The sequence below is a fragment of the Halomarina oriensis genome, from assembly GCF_009791395.1.
Taxonomy (GTDB): Archaea; Halobacteriota; Halobacteria; order Halobacteriales; family Haloarculaceae; genus Halomarina; species Halomarina oriensis.
Window position 1 is genome coordinate 33,487 of the sequence record NZ_WSZK01000008.1, and the last position, 16,839, is coordinate 50,325.

At 68.1% G+C, this 16,839-nt stretch carries 16 protein-coding genes; 9 read left to right on the forward strand and 7 right to left on the reverse strand.

The features are described 5' to 3' along the window. Nucleotides 1–82 precede the first annotated feature (82 nt). Together trmB and GQS65_RS03435 are read left to right on the forward strand one after the other, a co-directional pair. The gene (trmB, locus tag GQS65_RS03430) at nt 83–1,135 is read left to right on the forward strand and encodes an HTH-type sugar sensing transcriptional regulator TrmB (protein WP_158203275.1); all 1,053 of its coding nucleotides are present in this window, start codon (nt 83–85) and stop codon (nt 1,133–1,135) included. After that, nucleotides 1,132–2,346: an HAD hydrolase family protein gene (locus tag GQS65_RS03435; protein ID WP_368279791.1), complete on the forward strand. Its 1,215-nt coding sequence runs from the start codon at nt 1,132–1,134 to the stop codon at nt 2,344–2,346. Before trmB ends, GQS65_RS03435 begins: the two co-directional genes overlap by 4 nt. A gap of 90 nt (nt 2,347–2,436) precedes the next feature. On the opposite strand, the gene GQS65_RS03440 is transcribed toward GQS65_RS03435, so the two are convergent. Further along, complete coding sequence (locus GQS65_RS03440) at nt 2,437–2,763, reverse strand: hypothetical protein (RefSeq protein WP_158203276.1); 327 nt, start codon at nt 2,761–2,763, stop codon at nt 2,437–2,439. Between the two features lie 115 nt (nt 2,764–2,878). Between GQS65_RS03440 and GQS65_RS03445 the strand changes: the two genes are divergently transcribed. The 4 genes from GQS65_RS03445 to GQS65_RS03460 all read left to right on the forward strand — a co-directional run bounded on the left by GQS65_RS03445 (nt 2,879) and on the right by GQS65_RS03460 (nt 7,161). Further along, a complete protein-coding gene (locus GQS65_RS03445) occupies nt 2,879–4,288 on the forward strand; it encodes a class II fumarate hydratase (protein WP_158203277.1) in 1,410 nt (469 codons plus the stop codon). A gap of 107 nt (nt 4,289–4,395) precedes the next feature. Next, nucleotides 4,396–4,860 carry a DUF4395 domain-containing protein gene (locus tag GQS65_RS03450; protein ID WP_158203278.1) on the forward strand — a complete coding sequence of 155 codons (465 nt, stop codon included), beginning with the start codon at nt 4,396–4,398 and terminating at the stop codon, nt 4,858–4,860. A gap of 76 nt (nt 4,861–4,936) precedes the next feature. Then, nucleotides 4,937–6,799, forward strand: a complete 1,863-nt coding sequence (gatE, locus tag GQS65_RS03455; RefSeq protein WP_158203279.1) for a Glu-tRNA(Gln) amidotransferase subunit GatE — start codon at nt 4,937–4,939, stop codon at nt 6,797–6,799. A gap of 59 nt (nt 6,800–6,858) precedes the next feature. Beyond that, on the forward strand, nt 6,859–7,161 hold the full coding sequence (locus GQS65_RS03460) for a DapH/DapD/GlmU-related protein (protein WP_158203280.1): 303 nt from the start codon (nt 6,859–6,861) through the stop codon (nt 7,159–7,161). Between the two features lie 40 nt (nt 7,162–7,201). On the opposite strand, the gene GQS65_RS03465 is transcribed toward GQS65_RS03460, so the two are convergent. Continuing rightward, entirely contained in the window at nt 7,202–9,823 is a 2,622-nt protein-coding gene (locus GQS65_RS03465; protein ID WP_158203281.1) for a penicillin acylase family protein, read from the reverse strand. Between the two features lie 87 nt (nt 9,824–9,910). Here GQS65_RS03465 and GQS65_RS03470 point away from each other — a divergent pair, with 87 nt between their 5' ends. Next, nucleotides 9,911–10,096: a hypothetical protein gene (locus GQS65_RS03470; protein WP_158203282.1), complete on the forward strand. Its 186-nt coding sequence runs from the start codon at nt 9,911–9,913 to the stop codon at nt 10,094–10,096. 264 nt (nt 10,097–10,360) lie between these two features. Here the strand turns inward: GQS65_RS03470 and GQS65_RS03475 are convergent, their stop codons facing one another. Further along, on the reverse strand, nt 10,361–11,089 hold the full coding sequence (locus tag GQS65_RS03475) for an RNA methyltransferase (protein ID WP_158203283.1): 729 nt from the start codon (nt 11,087–11,089) through the stop codon (nt 10,361–10,363). A 48-nt stretch (nt 11,090–11,137) separates the two neighbouring features. Then, nucleotides 11,138–11,923 carry a helix-turn-helix transcriptional regulator gene (locus GQS65_RS03480; protein ID WP_158203284.1) on the reverse strand — a complete coding sequence of 262 codons (786 nt, stop codon included), beginning with the start codon at nt 11,921–11,923 and terminating at the stop codon, nt 11,138–11,140. Nucleotides 11,924–12,129: 206 nt separating this feature from the next. On the opposite strand from GQS65_RS03480, the gene GQS65_RS03485 reads away from it, so the two are divergent. Next, nucleotides 12,130–12,888: a hypothetical protein gene (locus GQS65_RS03485; protein WP_158203285.1), complete on the forward strand. Its 759-nt coding sequence runs from the start codon at nt 12,130–12,132 to the stop codon at nt 12,886–12,888. A 69-nt stretch (nt 12,889–12,957) separates the two neighbouring features. Here the strand turns inward: GQS65_RS03485 and GQS65_RS03490 are convergent, their stop codons facing one another. Continuing rightward, nucleotides 12,958–13,482 carry a hypothetical protein gene (locus GQS65_RS03490; RefSeq protein ID WP_158203286.1) on the reverse strand — a complete coding sequence of 175 codons (525 nt, stop codon included), beginning with the start codon at nt 13,480–13,482 and terminating at the stop codon, nt 12,958–12,960. Nucleotides 13,483–13,600: 118 nt separating this feature from the next. On the opposite strand from GQS65_RS03490, the gene GQS65_RS03495 reads away from it, so the two are divergent. Then, nucleotides 13,601–15,244 (forward strand): bacterio-opsin activator domain-containing protein, encoded by a 1,644-nt coding sequence (locus GQS65_RS03495; protein WP_158203287.1) that lies wholly within the window; start codon nt 13,601–13,603, stop codon nt 15,242–15,244. A 65-nt stretch (nt 15,245–15,309) separates the two neighbouring features. Here GQS65_RS03495 and GQS65_RS03500 read toward each other — a convergent pair whose 3' ends face one another. Continuing rightward, complete coding sequence (locus GQS65_RS03500; RefSeq protein ID WP_158203288.1) at nt 15,310–15,687, reverse strand: DUF7344 domain-containing protein; 378 nt, start codon at nt 15,685–15,687, stop codon at nt 15,310–15,312. Nucleotides 15,688–15,759: 72 nt separating this feature from the next. Then, the gene (locus GQS65_RS03505; RefSeq protein ID WP_158203289.1) at nt 15,760–16,791 is read right to left on the reverse strand and encodes a M48 family metalloprotease; all 1,032 of its coding nucleotides are present in this window, start codon (nt 16,789–16,791) and stop codon (nt 15,760–15,762) included. Nucleotides 16,792–16,839 lie beyond the last annotated feature (48 nt).

The following is a 16,839-nucleotide window of genomic DNA, read 5'->3' on the forward strand; positions in this document are numbered from 1 at the left end:
CACCCGGTGATTGACTCGGTTCCGAACGGTGTTGCACTCGAATCGGAGTAAACCCTTTGCCGAGTGGTACTGAAGCCCATCCATGAGTTCGACCGACCTTCGCCGGACGCTGGAGCGGATGGGTGACCGCTTCGACTTCGGCGAGTACGAAATCGAGGCGTATCTGGCCGTCCTCGACCACGGGGACCTGACGGCCAGTGAGATCGCCGACCACACCGACATCCCGCAGCCACGAGTCTACGACACCGTCCGGAAACTCAGCGACCGCGGGATGGTCGAAGTGCGCGAGTCCCGGCCGATGCGGGTGGTCGCACTGGACCCCGACTCGGTGTTCCCCCCGGTACAGGAGTCACTCGACGAACTCGTGACTGACCTCGCCGCCCGCTACACCGCGCCGGCCCGCGAGACCGAGGCGGTGTCGCTCGTCAAGTCCCGACCGAGCATCGTTCGGTACCTCGAATCCGCCCTCGAGAGTGCGGAGTACGAGTTGGCGTGTTCGCTCACGCCGGACCTGCTCGACCGGTTCGAGACGGACCTCCGAGCGGCCGTCGACGGCGGCGTCTCCGTCGAACTGCTCGTCACGCCCGCGAGCGACGCTCCGTCGCCCGAGGAGTTCGACTACGAGGCCGTCGCCACCGAGGTCCGGGCCAGACGCGGCATCACGACGCCCGTGATGGCCGTCGCGGACGGCGAGCGCTCGGTGTACGCCACGCAGGACGCGCTGACCGACGGCAGCGAGCGCTACGGCGTCATCTTCAACCGCTCGGCGCTGGGCTTTCTCGTCGGTGGCTTCTTCAACACGGTCCTCTGGACGACCGGCGAGTCGCTCGTCGCCGGCGGTGCTGGCGGGTTCCCCCGGCGGTACGCGTCGATTCGACGGTGTCTGAAGGATATCGCCGACGCCGACGGGTCGTTCTCCGTCACCGTCGTCGGCCGTGACGTGGTCGACGGAACCCGGCGGCGCGTCACGGGGTCCGTCGCCGAGTTGAGTCTCGGGTCCTCGGACGAGGTGGCGACGCTCACGCTCGACACCGACGAGGGGCCGGTGAGCGTCGGTGGCCGGATGGCGGCCTACGAGGACATCGAGGCCCACGAGATTCACGTCGAACGACCGGCGGACGTGGAGGGAGCGTGAACCGCTACGACGCCCTCTATCGACTGTACGACGAGTTCGACGCCGACACGCTCAGGGAGTACCAGGAACTCGCCGACGTGTTCCCGGCCATCGGATCGCGGGTCGCCCTCGACCAGTGGAAGGAGGTCCGCGACGAGTTGGACCGTCGCAAGACCGCCATCCGCGACGCGTTCCCCGTCGGCGAGACGTTCGCCGCTATCGCCGCCAACGCTTCCCGGGAGGAAGCGTTCACCGCCCTCGACCTGCTCGGGAAGTACGACCGCGCGGTCAACGTCCTCGTCCTCGACGTCGACGAGACGCTCCGGTCTGCGGGGCGGACCGACAACGAGATTCCCCGCGAGACGCTCTCACTGCTGACGAAACTGCACGAGGACGGGATGCCGCTCGTCATCTGTACGGGACAGACCCTGGAGAACGTCAAGGGGTTCATCACCCAGGGCCTCGGCAACGAACTGGTCCACTCCGAGCGCTTCTCCATCGTCTACGAGGCGGGCAACGGCGTGTTCACGCCCGGCCACGGGTCGGAGACCAAGCGGTTGCTCTACGACGACCTCGACCCGGAGGTCCGGGGGATGTTCGACGAGATTCGGTCACGGGTCCTCCCCGAGGCCCCCGAACGGGTCCACCAGTACTGCCACCTGCAGGGCAACGAGTTCACCGTCACACTGAAACCGAACTTCCAGACCGGGAGCGACCGGGCCGTCGAGGTCATCGACGAGGCGCTGGTCTACCTGCTGGACCTGCTGGGTGACGCGCTCGACGGCGCGACGGGCGAGCAGGTGCGCGTCCACTACGCCGCCTCCGACCCGGAGATCCGTGGCATCCTCGAACGCGGTCCGGGCGTTCCCGACGCCGAGGTGCCCGACGACGTCCGGGAACGACTCGAACGACTGGAGGTCGGCTACTACGAGGGCGACGCCGCGGAACTCGGGAGCTACGAACTCGACAAGGTCGCGGGCGTCGAGGCCGCACTCGACGTGCTCGACATCGAAGAACCGTTCTCGCTCGTGATGGGTGACTCGAAGTCCGACCTCCGGGTCATGGAGTGGGCCGCCGCCGAGGACGCGGGCATCGCGGCCGCGCCGAACCACGCCTCGGAGGTAGTCCTCGACCACGTGCTGGAGACGGACGAACTCGTCTTCGAGCGCGACGGTGCGGCGAGCATGCTCCGGATGGTCTACGCCCTGGACCGACTCGCCGGCCTCGAGTAGCGAGCGCGAAGAGACACGTCGAGACGCGGGTCGAACTGCCGCGAGAACGAGACGGGTGGGCAGGGGCGAACCGGGTCGGTCGTCGGGGACTCAGTTCGAGACCTGGAATCGGATCCGGTCGCCGTGGGCGAGTTCCTCGCTGCCGGGGACCCGCTCCCAGCCCTCGCGGGTCCGACGGAGGGCGACGGTGTCCTGTCGGAGTCGGCTACCGCTGAGGAGCGCGGGTCGAACCGGGTCGCCGTGTTTGTCGGCGAGTCGGTCGACGGCGTCGACGACGGTCGCCCCCTCCGGGAGTGCCATCTGTGCCCGTGAGACGCCCGCTCGAACCAGCGAGAGCCCCGTCAGTTCGATACCCACACCGACGGTGGTCTCGGTGGTCGTCGCCCCGGCGTCCATGCCACCTACTCTCGTACTCATAGTACCTCCTTAGACTGTATAGTGAAAAGGTTTACTCACATCCGAAAGAACATTGTCCGGCCGCTGGCGGCGGGTTTCGGTGGGTTTTACGCCGAGGCCGGGCGTCGGCCCAGCCATGACCGACGAGTACCGAACGGAACGCGACAGTCTCGGTGAGATGCAGGTCCCGGCCGACGCCTACTGGGGTGCCCAGACCCAGCGAGCCGTCGAGAACTTCCCCATCTCGGGTATCACCTTCTCCCGGCGGTTCGTCCGCGCACTGGGCGTCGTCAAGAAGGGGGCGGCGCAGGCGAACGTCGAACTCGGTCACCTCGACGAGGAAGCGGGGATGGCCGTCGTCGAGGCCGCCGACGAGGTCATCGCGGGCGACCACGACGACCAGTTCCCCGTCGACGTGTTCCAGACCGGTTCCGGGACGTCCTCGAACATGAACGCCAACGAGGTCATCGCCAACCGCGCCGCCGAGATTCTCGGCCACGAAATCGGCTCACGGGAGGTCCACCCGAACGACCACGTCAACTTCGGCCAGTCCTCGAACGACGTCATCCCCACGGCGATGCACGTCTCGGCGCTCGAAGCCGTCGAGAAGGACCTGATTCCGGCGCTCGAAACGCTCCGTGACGAACTCGCCGCCAAAGAGCAGGCGTTCGACGGTATCGTCAAGACCGGCCGCACGCACCTGCAGGACGCCACGCCCGTCCGTCTCGGGCAGGAGTTCGGCGGCTATCGCGCACAGATAGAGAAGGGTATCGAGCGCGTCCACCACACCACCGACCACCTCGCGGAACTCGCCCTCGGCGGGACGGCCGTCGGGACGGGGCTGAACACCGACCCCGAGTTCCCCGCCCTCGCCGCGGAGTACATCGCCGAGGAGACCGGCTTGCCGTTCCGCGAGGCCGACAACCACTTCGAGGCACAGGCCGCTCACGACGCCATGAGCGAGGCTCACGGCGCGTTGCGCGTCGTCGCCGGGTCGATGAACAAGATAGCCAACGACCTCCGTCTGCTCGCGTCTGGGCCGCGCAACGGCCTCGGTGAACTCGACCAGCCGGAGAACCAGCCGGGCAGTTCCATCATGCCGGGGAAGATCAACCCCGTCGTCGCCGAAGCCGTGAATCAGGTCCACAAGCAGGTCGTCGGCAACGACGCCGCCGTCAGTGCGGGCGCTGCGGAGGGCCAGATAGACCTCAACCTCTACAAGCCGGTGCTGGCGCACAACGTCCTCGAATCCACCGAGATGCTCGCCAACAGCGCCGAGACGTTCGGCGAGAAGTTCGTCGCCAAACTCGAAGCCGACCGCGAGGTCTGTGAGGAGCAGGTCGAGCGCTCGATGGCGCTGGCGACGGCTCTGAACCCGGCCATCGGCTACGACAGGGCGTCGAAGGTGGCGAAGCAGGCGCTCGCGGAGGACAAGACCGTGAAGCAGGTCGCCGTCGAAGAGGGCCACCTCACCGAGGCGGAGGCCGACGAGGTACTCGACCCGATGGCGATGACCGAACCGGGCATCCTCGGCGACGAGGACTGACCGCGCGTCGACTATCGAATCGGGGGACGACGCTCCGTCTCGCGGTTGTGTGCTCGACCGGACGAGACCGGAACAGCGGTTATACGTCGCCACTGTTGGTGAGAGTGATGGCAACCGTGACGTCTCGGTCGGACTCGTCGAGCCCCGACCTCGCGCTGGTCGACCCACGTGCACCCCGCTTCGGACAGGCATTGACGGCGACCGGGATGGTGTTGGGACTGGCTCTCGCCGAACCGCTGTTCGTCTACGCGGTCGCGCTCGCCCTCGGTGTGGCCGTCGTCTCCCGGTGGCGGGTCGACGCCTACGCGACCCTCTGGCGACGCGTCCTGATACCGGTCGTCGGTCGGCCCGACGAGCGCGAACCCGCCGCCCCACATCGCTTCGCCAGACTCGTCGGCGCGGCGACGACGACGCTCGCCAGCCTCGCCTTCCTCGCCGGGTTCTCACTGGTCGGCAGCGTCTTGGCCGCCGTCGTCGCCACGCTCGCGGGCCTCGCAGCCGTCACCGGCGTCTGTGTGGGCTGTCGATTCTACCGGCAGGTGGCGTTCGTCCGACGGCTCGGCGTGGTCTGAGCACGCCACCCGTTGGACGCGCGTCGAGCGACCGCGACTGGCTGGTTTTTTACCGTCCCGTCGCGGAATCCCGGACATGACGACCCCGGACTACGACTACGAGGACCTCGGCCTCGTGGCGGGGCTGGAGATTCACCAGCAACTCGACACCGCGACGAAGCTCTTCTGTGGCTGTCCGACGACGCGCCGCGACCCCGAGGTGGCGACGCGGACGGTGACGCGCTACCTCCACCCGACGCGCTCGGAACTCGGCGAGATAGACGACGCGGCGCTCGAAGAGAGCCGCGTGGACCGCGAGTTCGAGTACCTCGCGTTCGACACCACCTGCCTCGTCGAGGAGGACGACGAACCGCCCCACCGCATCGACGACGAAGCGCTCGACGTCGTCCTCGAAATCGCCGCACTGCTCGACACGACGACCGTCGACCAGGGGCAGATCATGCGCAAACTCGTCGTCGACGGGTCGAACACCTCCGGGTTCCAGCGCTCGATGCTCGTCGCCACCGACGGCGAGATTCAGACCGACGACGGTCCCGTCGGCGTCGCCGACCTGCTGCTCGAAGAGGAGTCCGCAGGCCGCGTCGAGGAACGCGAGGACGGCGTCACCTACGCACTCGACCGACTGGGCATCCCGCTCGTCGAAATCGGAACGAAACCCGACATCCGCTCGCCCGAGCAGGCCCAGGAGGCGGCGGCACAGATCGGGATGCTCCTGCGCTCGACCGGGCAGGTCAAACGCGGTCTCGGGACCATCCGCCAGGACGTCAACGTCTCCATCGCCGACGGCGCGCGCGTCGAACTGAAGGGCGTCCAGAGTCTCGCCGACATCGCCGACATCGTCCGCAACGAGGTCGGCCGACAGGTCGAACTCGTCGAGATCCGCGACGAACTCGCCGACCGCGACGCCAGCGTCGGCGACCCACAGGACGTGACCGACACCTTCGCGGACACCGACAGCGGCGTCATCGCGGGTGCGGCGACGGTGATGGCCGTCCCGCTCTCCGGCTTCGACGGCCTCGTCGGTCGGGAGATTCAGCCCGACCGCCGCCTCGGGACGGAGCTCTCAGACCACGCCAAACGCTCCGGGGCAGGCGGCATCTTCCACACCGACGAACTGCCCGCCTACGGCGTCACCGAGGCGGAGGTCGACGCCCTGCGCGACGACGTGGGGGCGAGCGACGACGACGCCGTCGCGCTGGTCGCCGCCGGCGCGTCGGTCGCGGAGAGCGCCATCGACGCCGTCGTCGCCCGCGCGGAGGCGGCCATCGAGGGCGTCCCCGAGGAGACCCGCGGCGCGAACGACGACGGCACCTCCCGGTACCTCCGGCCGCTGCCCGGCGCGGCCCGGATGTACCCCGAGACGGACGTGCCGTCCGTCGACCTCGACCTCGGTGCGGTCGAGACGCCCGAACTGCTCACCGAGCGGGTCGAACGCTACGTCGCGGAGTACGGTCTCGACGACGGCCTCGCCGAGCAGGTCGCGTACGGCCGGCGGATGCCCGTCTTCGAGACGGCCGTCGAGCAGGGCGTCGACCCGACGCTCGCCGCCGGGACGCTCGAATCGACGGTCACCGAACTCCGGCGTGACGACGTGCCCGTCGGGAACCTCCGGGAGGACCACTTCCTCGCCGTCTTCGACCGCGTCGAGTCCGGCGAGTTGGCGAAAGAGGGTGTCGACCCCGTCCTCCGGACGCTCGCCGAACACCCCGAGATGAGCGTCGAGGAAGCCTCCGAGGAGGCCGGCGTCGCCGGCGTCGACGAGAGCGAGGTCCGCGAGACCATCGCCGAAGTCGTCGAACGCAACGGCGACCAGGTCGAGGCGGAGGGGATGGGCGCGTTCTCCGGCCTGATGGGCGAGGCGATGGGCGCACTGCGCGGGAAGGCCGACGGCGAACTCGTCAGCAGCGTCCTCCGCGAGGAGATTCAGAAGCGCGCCTGAGCCGGGACCTGTCACCGCCGGCAGAGGTTTCAAACGGGAGGGTCGTGTCCGCTCTTCACATGCCGCTGGAGAAACACGCCACCGTCCACGAGTCCGCCGAGGTCCACCCGACCGCCCGTATCGAGAAACACGCCACCGTCCGCGCGGACGCCGTCGTCGGTGAGAGCGTACGCATCGGCAAACACGCCACGGTCGGGGCGAACTCGACCGTCGAGTCGGGGGCGAACGTCGGTAAGCACGTCACCGTCGGCGAACGTGCGGTCGTCGGGTCGAACGCCGTCCTCGACAGACACGCGACGGTCCACCCGAACGTCCGCGTCACGGCGGGCCAGCGCGTCGGGAAACACGTCGACGTTCGCTGAGCGAGACGGCCCCGACGCTGACACCGGCCGGTGCGGTCGGTCAGCGCCCGAGCAACCCCCGAAGCCGTGGGAGTCGACCCGGTGGCTCGGCGTCCATCCGCGTCCGGTGTTCGGCGCGTTCCTCGACCCGCCGCCGAGCGACCGGGAACGGCTTGTAGTCGAACGCCACGTACATCGCCAGTTGGTCCTCCAGCCGGTCGGGGACGTTCCCGCGTGCAACGCCGAGGAGTTCACCGACCGAGACGTGCCCTCCGTTCGAGGGGGCGAGCACGCCGCGCCCGCGGTCCTCGGCGGGCGAGACGACCTGGTTCCACGACCCACGGTTGACCATCGGAATCTCACAGGCGGGCAGCGCTCCCATCGGCGAGAAACCGGTGTGTCGGACGTCGCGCCGCCAGTCGCCGGGGTCGTCGCTCTCGAACTCCTCGGCGAGTCGCTCGGCGGCCGCCCGGAGTGCGGCTTCGACCATCGCGTCACGGCCACCGTCACCGGGAGACGCCCCGTCCCGGTCGTCGTCTGGCGTCTCTCCGTCCTCGGGCACGTCGAACCAGTCGTGAGCCGTCTGGCCGCGGAGCGCGGCCACGAACGCGACGTCCCGGAGGGTCCGGGCGTGGTCGCCAGCGTGGGTGTCCTCGTCCGCCTCGGGGTGGCTGTCGAGCGGCGGGTCGAAGACGAGTTCCGGCGTCAGGTCGCCGAGCACCGGTCCGAACACCCGCGCTTGCAGTTCCAGTCTGGTCTCCTCCCAGATGGCCATCGCGGCGAAGTCGTATCGGCCGTCACCGTCTGCGCGCCGGCCGTGCCGGCGCGACCTTCCGGCGGCGCTTCGCGCCGCCCAGCCGAACCCGCCGTCGCGCGAAGGGTCGTCCGAGTCGGTCGCCCCTTCGGCCCACGAGTACCCCGACTCGTGCCAGGCGTCGAACTCCTCGGCGATGGCTCGGAGTTGTGGGTCGTCGCTCTCGCGGGCGACGTCGGCGAAGACGGGGGCGGAGTGGCGGGCGACCGGGTCGCGGGTCGCCGCCTCCTTCAGGACGACCTCGACGCTGTCCATCGACAGCGGCCCGTCCGCGAGGTGTTCCTCGACGACCGTCTCCAGCAGGTCGACGCGGTGAACCGACCCCCACTGGCCCTCCTGGTCGCCCGCTCGCCACCCCGTCGCCGGGGCGTTGTTCCACTGGCAGAAGTATCCACGTTCGGGGTCCGTGCCCGACAGGCCGAGTCCCGCACCGACACGGGTACCGTGCCAGCGGAACTCGTCGGCCGGCACCGGCAGGCGGGGGTCCACGTCGTCGGGGCGCTCCGGGACCCGACCGGTGTGGAGGTATCGCACCTCCTCGTCGTCGGCGAACAGGAAGTTGAAACTGAACGGGAACTCCGCGAGGTGGGCTTTTGCCTCCGCCGCCGAGTCCATCGCCCCGAGTTCCGCCCACGACAGCGCCGCCTCCAGTTCCTCGCCCCGCGTCGTCGTCCGCTGTGCCCACGCGACGCGCTCGGTGGGGTTCCACGCGACGACGGGCATCGTCACCCCGCCTGCCTCGACCCACGCCAACTGCTGGGTCTCCTTCCCGGCGGGACGCCGGCCGTCGGCGAGCGCACCCAGTCTGGACGGCGCGTGGGTCACCTCCTCGGTACGGAACTCGCGCCAGCGCCCCCGCCAGTAGTACCGGTCGTCGTCGGTCGGGTGGAGGCGGAGCGCGACGGTGTCGCGCATGTCGTCGTAGCCGCTCGTGACCGACCAGGCGAACTCGGGGGTGCGTCCGATGACGATGGCTGGCGTCCCGACGACGGCGATACCGGCGCAGTCGAACCCCGCGCCGTGGAGGCCCACCTCGTGGATGACCGGCGGCCGGAAGTAGCCCATCTGTGGCCCACCGAACATGAGCGGCGACCCGGTCTCGGTGTGTTCGCCCGAGACGGCGAGCGCGTTCGACCCCCACTCGAACCCGGACATCACTCCACTGGCGCGCTGGAGGCCGAACACCTCCCCCTCGCGTTCGCCCCACGGCACCGCTCCCAGTGCGGCCTCCGCGAGGTCGAACTGCTCGTCGGGCACGTCGTCGAAACCGAGCAGGTCCTCACCACCGTCGTGCGTGTCGTCGAGCGTCGCGGTGTGGTCGTCGGGGACGCGGAGCCAGTTCAGGTCGCCGTACGCCTCGTAGGCAGTTGCGCGGTCGCCGAGTGTCTCTTCGAGACGGGCGAAGCGGGCGGCGTTCCCGATTTCGTGGCCGCCGAAGACGCCGAAGACGCCGATCGTGTACGCCAGGATGGCGACCGTGTCGACTGGCTTCCACGGTTCGGGGAGGTGACCGAGCGTGAGGAACTCCGCTGGGAGGTCCCGCATCGCCTCCGCCCGTCGCCGGTTGACGCCGGCGGCGAACCCCTCCAGATGCGCTCTGGCCTCCGGCCGAAGCCCTCGCAACTGCTGTTCGAGTTGTGCTTCGGTGTAGAGGTCACGGCGGACCTGCCGGTCGGAAGCGACCTGTCCGGGGCCGAGGACGCTCGCGCTGTCGCCGTAGCCGACGTGGCGCAACACGTCCATCTGGAACAGGTGGTCCCTGGCCTGTGCGTAGCCCTGTCCGTACCCCAGTGCGTACCTCGAGTCGGCGTAGACGTGGCTGACACCGTACTCGTCGGTCAACAGTTCGACGCCCTTCTCGTCGGTCATTGTTCCGGAGTGACACACTCGTGGGACAAGAAGCTATGCGCGGGGCGGCGGGAGAAGACACTTCTCTCGGCGCTCGATATCGAGTGTATGGTCTCCGGTCTCGTGGACGCCGTCCTCACCCTCGGTCTGCTCGCCGCCTGTTCGCTCGCCCTCGTCGGCGTCACCTACCGGTCGCTCGACGCCGTGGGCGTCCCGAACCACTACGTTCGGTCGCTGGTGGCGACCCTGGTCGCCGTCGCCGGTGCGTTCCTGCTCCTGGACTTCCTGTTCTGAGCGCTCGATGGCACGGTCCGCATCCGTCGACCCGTAGACGAGGTACTTGCACCGACCCACCGTGGGTTCGGTATGGTCTCCGATCCCCTCGACGTCGTCCTCACGTGGGGAATCGTCGTCGCGGGGTTCGTCCTCTCCGGCGTCGTCTACCGACTCCTCGACGCGGCCGGCGTCCCGAACAACCGCGTTCGCTCGGCAGTGAGTGCGGTTCTCGCCGTTCTCGGTGGTGTCGTCGCCGTCGGGGCCGTCACCAGCGGCCTGTCGTCAGTCGTAGCGGTCGGGATGCTCGATACGGTTCTCCGCTCGGCGCAGGATACCGCGGAGCGTGCTGACCTCGCGCGTCGTCGGATGTGCTCTCCCCATCAGGCGGCGGAACATCCGACGGGTCTGCTGGCGACGTTCCTCGACGATGCCCGCCGTCTCGACGAACGACGCCCACTGTTCGTGCAGGCCGACGACGTCCGACTGGGGGGCGCGGTCTATCTCGGTCGGGTGCTGGTGGTCCTCGACGGTCAGCGTCCGCAACTCGTAGAGCACGATGGTCGCGGCCTGCCCGAGGTTGAGGACGGGGTAGTCGGCGCTGGCGGGGATGGTACACACCTCGTCCATCCGTTCGAGTTCGCTGTTGTGCAGGCCGACACGCTCGCGGCCGAAGACGACGCAGGTGTCCGCCTCGACACCCTCCAGCGAGTCGGCGAGTTCACGCGGCGTTCGGAACGGGTAGCGGACGTGACGGCGCTCGTCGTCGTTCGTGATGGCCGTCGTCCCGACGGTGTGGTAGCGTTCGACGAGTTCGTCGAAACTCACCTCCCGAGCGTTCGGGAGGACGTCCTCGCGTGCCTGTCCGGCGAAGCCGTACGCCTCGCCGTCCTCGTCGAGTTCGGGCGGGTCGACGAGGAGGAGTTCCGAGAGGCCGAAGTTCTTCATCGCCCGAGCGATGGTTCCGACGTTGCCGGGCGTGCTCGCGTCCACGACGGCGACCGCGATACTCATTGGTCGGGGTTGCTCGCGGGCGGACAAAAGCGGCGTGTTTCCGGGGGACTACTGCCGTCCCGTCTCCTCGGTCGCTACGAGTGTGGCGTCGGTTCGAGCGTCCTCGAACTGCCGCTCCGCCCACTCCAGTGCGTCGGCCGTGTCGTTCTCGATGACACCTTCGACACTCCGCTCGCCGTAGACGACGACACCGACGTGGCTCTGGTCGGCAATCCAGAGGCCGAACGGAATCCCAACCGGCCCTCGGTACAACGAGAGAGACTCGTCGGCCGTCGCCGCCGCCATCCGTTTCGGGTACATCTCCTCGAGACGGTCCAGCACGTGGTCGTCCGCGACCAGTTCTAACTGTGCCCCGTCGCCCGTGGTCGCCCGCTCGTAGAACGGAAACGCGTGGCCTGCCAGTGCGACCGGTGCGACACCACGCACGAGGGTGGCGTCCGCCACCGACTCCAGTAGCACCTGAACGACCTCGTCGGGGACTGCTCGGTCGGTCTGGTGAGTCGACGCACCGACGAGCAGTTCACACCCCAGTGACGTGTCGCTCGGAAGCTTACTGACGACGCTCGTCGAGTCTGTGAGCGTCTCCAGGCGTCTACAGTAGTCGTCGAGGACCTCGACAGCACACGAACCGAGGACCGTGGCTCGCCACACACCGTCGCTGTACTCGACCAGTTCGAACTCCTCTAGCTCCCGGACGACGTCGTCGAGTGTCGACCGAGGTGTATCGAGCGCGTCGACCAGTTCCCGTTTCCCCCGTGGTTCCGAGTGAATCGTGCGAAGGCAGTCTCGTCTCCGATACAACACTGCCGGAAGGTCTCGGCCGAAGGACGGCATCGGCGTATAGTTATCCTATCAGGTTATAAAATTTGCAGTGCTACCTTCAGAAATCTACTCTCCGACGAGTTTCGCCACCCTGCGACTCACTCGCCGGACTGCGAACGAGTGGTCCGGGGTGGCCCGAACTCGCACCCAGTTGTTTCCGAGGACAAAGAGCGAACAAATAGAACGAATGCAGGTCGAACGAAGGTACCGACTGCATCATGGCACGAGACGATTTCAACCGTCGAACGGTACTGAAATCCACAGGAATCGCCCTCGCCGGCGGAGCGCTGTCGAGCGGCAGCGTTCTCGGAGCGGCCCGGTCGGAGAGCGAACGCGAGCACCTCCGGAGCGTCGTCCAGCGCGCCCGTGAGATTCACCGCGAGACGGGGAGTCCGAAACGCCACGACGAGTACCTCGACGGGACTGACGTCTCCGTCCAGCGCAGTGTCTCGGGGCCCGGCGACGTCACTGCCGACGACGACGGGCCTTCGGTTTCGCCAGCCGCGGTGAGCGGTGTCTCCAGCACGCTGAACGTCTACTCCAGTGGCGGCAGCGCGAGCGCCTACTACAACGTCGATATCGCCTCACAGTTCGGAGGCGGTGGCTCCCCGAAGGACAAGGTCGGTATCACGTGGCCGAACTCGGACTACGAACTCCTGCAGAACGGGACGGGGAAGAACAACGCCGCCAACGCCACGCTGCGCGACTCGGGCTTCGGGGGTGCGGTGTGGGACTTCGCCGACGGTGTCGCCTGTGGTCTGACGTGTAACCTCTCGTTCCAACTGTCGACGGAGATGGACGTCATCACGAACGACACCCCCCGAAAGGTCGAAGGGACCTACAAGTCCGTGAGCGGCAGTTGTTCGAGTGCGGGCGTCTCGTTCAACGTCGGCGGTGGGTTCACCGTGAGTGGCTCCTCCAGTTCGTGTGACATCGACGTCAAGCAACTCGACAGAAACGTCACCAGCGACTACTGAGCGTTCCGTCGGCAGGTCCCCGCGCTCACCACCCTATCGAGACGACCGGTCACTGTCGTCGCTTCTCCACTACAGGTCCAGGTCCGAGAGGTCGATGTTCAACTGGTCGCGCTCCTCCTCGCTCATGTTCGACAGTTCGGTCTCCAGGTCGTCGAGTTCGGGGGCCGGGTCCGGTTGGACGAGTTCGTCGGGGTCGGTGTCGACGTGCTCCATCCCGCCGTAGTCCTCCGGGGCCTCGCCGCCGTCGGCGAACCACTGGTGGAACGCGTTCTGTACGAGACGACTGCCGGCGAGGTCGGCACCGCCCTCCTCGCGGAACCAGTAGAGGAAGTCGACCTCGTGGTCGTCGCACAGCAGGACCTCGCCGAGCGGTTCGCCGTAGACGACTTGCGCCTGCTTGCAACGCTGTCGCCCCTCCTCGCCGTGAACCAGCCAGCACGCCTGACACGGCTCCGTCACGAGCGTCGCCAGCCGTGCGATTCGTTCCCGTGGCTCCTCGGGCATCTGTGCGAGCGGCTTCAACGATCCGTCGTCGTCGAGGACGGTCGCCTCGTCGAACCGCCAGCCACGAAGGCCGATGGACACCTTGCTCATACCCGTCCTACCCGACGCGGCGAGAAAAACGCCGTGTTCCACGGATTTGCAAAGCGCAGCCTTTTGGGGACGCTCACCTTGGCTGTTGTAAGCTGGGAAACCGGCGTGAGGCCACAGCGTGAGCAACTCAGGAGACAACGTCGAGACGGAGACCGAGGGCGCGCCCACGACGCGCTCGGTGTTTCGGTCACATCCGCTCGCGAGTGCAAGCTTCGATACCCTGCCGACAGAGGTCGCCATCCTCGGCGGTGATGGCGAGATCGTCTACACCAACGAGGCGTGGCGAGAGTTCGGCGAGATGAACGACATCCAGGGTGACCCCCACACCATCGGGGAGAACTACCTCGCAGTGTGCGAGGACGCGGACGACGAGAGCGCGAGGACCGCAGCGGCGGGTCTGAGAGCCGTCCTCGACGGTGAACGCGAGGACTTCGCCTTCGAGTACCCCTGTCACGCGCCCGACGAGGAACGGTGGTTCACGATGCGGGCGGTCGGGTTCGTCCACGAGGGCGAGCAGTTCGTGCTCGTCCTCCACCTGAACGTCACCAAGCAGAAACTCGCCGAACGACGTGTCCGCAGTCAGAACACCGAACTGGAGACGACCAACCGGGTCGGCGAGTTGATTCGCGGGCTGACGCGCACGCTGTTCGACGCCGAGACGCGCGACCAACTCGAACGGGAACTCTGTTCGGGACTGGTCGAGGACGACCTCTACTCGTTCGCGTGGACGACCGAACGGGACGTCAACGACGACGGCATCCGACCGCGTGCGTTCGCCGGTGACGACGGCGGCTTCCTCGACGCGGCCGCCGACCTCTCACACGAGGCCCGCGCCGGGAGCGTCATCGGGAAGGCGACGAGCGAGCGACGCGTCTACCACGAACGGGCACATCCGGAGGCGGACGATCCGCTCTCGCGGGCCGTCTTCGAGGCCGGCGGGACGGGCTACGTCGTCGTCCCGATGGCGTACAACGAGACGACACACGGCTCACTGGTCGTCCACACCGACCGACCCGACCCGTTCGGTGACGCCGAGCGAACGGCGCTCGGCCTCCTCGGTGAGACGGTGGGCTACGCCATCACCGCGATGGAGAACCGTCGACTGCTCAACGCCGACAGCGTCGTCGAGGTGGAACTCGCCGTCGACTCCTCGGCGATCATCGACCTCTCGTCACGGGTCGACTGCCCCGTCGCGCTCGACGGCTTCGTCCCGCTCACCTCGGGGACGGCCATCCTCTACGTCACGTTCGACGACTGTGACACGGAGCGCGTCCTCGCGGAAGCGGAGTCCATCCCGGCCATCGACCGCATCTCGGCGGTCGCCGACCGCTCGGACGGACAGGTGTTCGAGGTCATCGTCGCGGAGGACTCCGCGGTCATCGCGCTGGCGGACGCCGGCGCGAACGTCACGGCCGCGACGGTCGACGACGGCGTCGGCCGCATCGTCGCCGAAGTCTCTCCCGAGACCGACATCCGGGAGTTCATCACCACCGTCCGCGGGACGTTCCCGGAGGCCGAACTGCTCGCCAAACGGAACGTCGAACGCTCGGTCGAGGCACGGCCGGATTCGACTCCGCTCCACGACCTGACCGACAGACAGCGGTCGATTCTCGAAGCGTCGTACCACGCCGGCTACTTCGAGTGGCCGCGCAACTCCTCGGGCACGGACATCGCCGAGTCGTTCGACATCTCGCCCCCGACGTTCCACCAGCACCTCCAGGTGGGACTGGGCAAACTCCTCGCGTCGGTCATCGAAGACTGAGAGAAGAGGGGTTCACGAACCGATTCGAGAGACGACGGCCACGACGGAGGTCCGAACGGGCCGCGTCAGTGCTCGACGCGCGGGGTGGAGCCATCTTCGGCGACGGCCGCGAGACTGCTCGCCGCTTCCGACAGGTTCTCGCCGGGACCGACGAGTCCCGTCTCGCGGTCGTACTCGACGATACCGTACTGTGCGAGGCGTGGCAGGTGGTTGTGGTGGAACGCGAGTCGCGTCTCCGAGCGGTCGGTCGTCGTCCCGTGTTCGGCGTGGAGCGTGTCGACGAACTCCTCGGCCGTCGTCGCCTCGGAACGGGTCGAGAGGGCACGGACCGCACGACGACGCCACTCCGAGGAGAGGACCTCGAACAGGTCGTCGAGCGAGATGGCGCGGTGTGAAGCCGTCGGCGACTTCACGGTCGCGGCGGAAGGCTGTGGGCGTGTCATCTGTCTGTGTTCCAACCTCCACCGGGTTAGAACGGCTACCTAAAGGGTTAGGGAAAACACTGTCACTGTCGCCTATCTGTCCGTTTTCGGTACTCTCACCCCTTCTTGAGTCCGTTCGAGGGCTCGAAGCCGGTCGATTCGCTCGTCGGTCGCCGGGTGGGTCGCCAGCACCGGGCGGACGTACCGGTCGTTCACGCGGTGACGGGCCCGTCGGACGGGGAGGCGAAGCCCCCACAGGACGGGGCGACGTCTCTCCCAGGTGAGCGCCGGTCCCGAGTTCTCGCGCGGTGCGGGGACGACCGACAGCGCGGCGAGTGGGGTCGCTCGTGCGTCCGTCTCGGGTGTCGACTGGAGGTCCTCGGCCAGCGTGTCGAGCGCGCTGGCCAGCGGCGCGGGGTCGCCGAGCAGCGCCGACGCACCCCGGTCGGCGGCGAGTTCCCGCGAGCGCGACAGCGACGCGACGAGCGCCCGGCCCAGGCCCCAGAACAGGTACGACCCGGCGGCGACGCCGAGCAGGGCGAAGTGGACGCCGCCGCTGTGCTGGAGCATCCGGCCGAGGTTGCGCGCGCTCGACAGTGGGAGTTCGACGAGCGTCATCACCGTCGCGTCACGGTTCTTGACGTGTGCGAGTTCGTGGGCGACGACCGCGTCGAGTTCCTCGTCGTCAAGCGCGTCCAGGAGGCCCGTCGAGACGACGAGTTTCGCGTCGTCCGTCGAGAGGCCGGTCGTCATGGCGAACGGCCGGTCGCGGTCGGCGACGTGGACGCTCGGCAGCGGGAGGTCGGCGGCCTGTGCCAGTCGCGCGACAGCGGCGTGGAGGCGGGGGTACTCGTCGGGGGCGACCTCGTCGGCGTCGAACGTCTCGGCGGCGTCCTGCTGGAGCGCCCGGTGGAGGACGACGCCCCCACCGACGAGCGTCGTCAGCGCACCGAGCGCGTAGAGTGTCGACGTGCCGAGTGCGAGACCGAACACGCCGGAGAGCCACTGCACGCCCCACGCGACGAGCACCGAGAGTCCGGCCCCGAACGCGAGCGTCAGCACGCCGAGGGCGAGCAGGGTCACGGCCATCCGCCGCTGGAGGGAGCGGTCGAGGGACCAGTTCATGTTCGTTCGTTGGACGGACGCTCACATAAGTACCACACCACGTTCTCG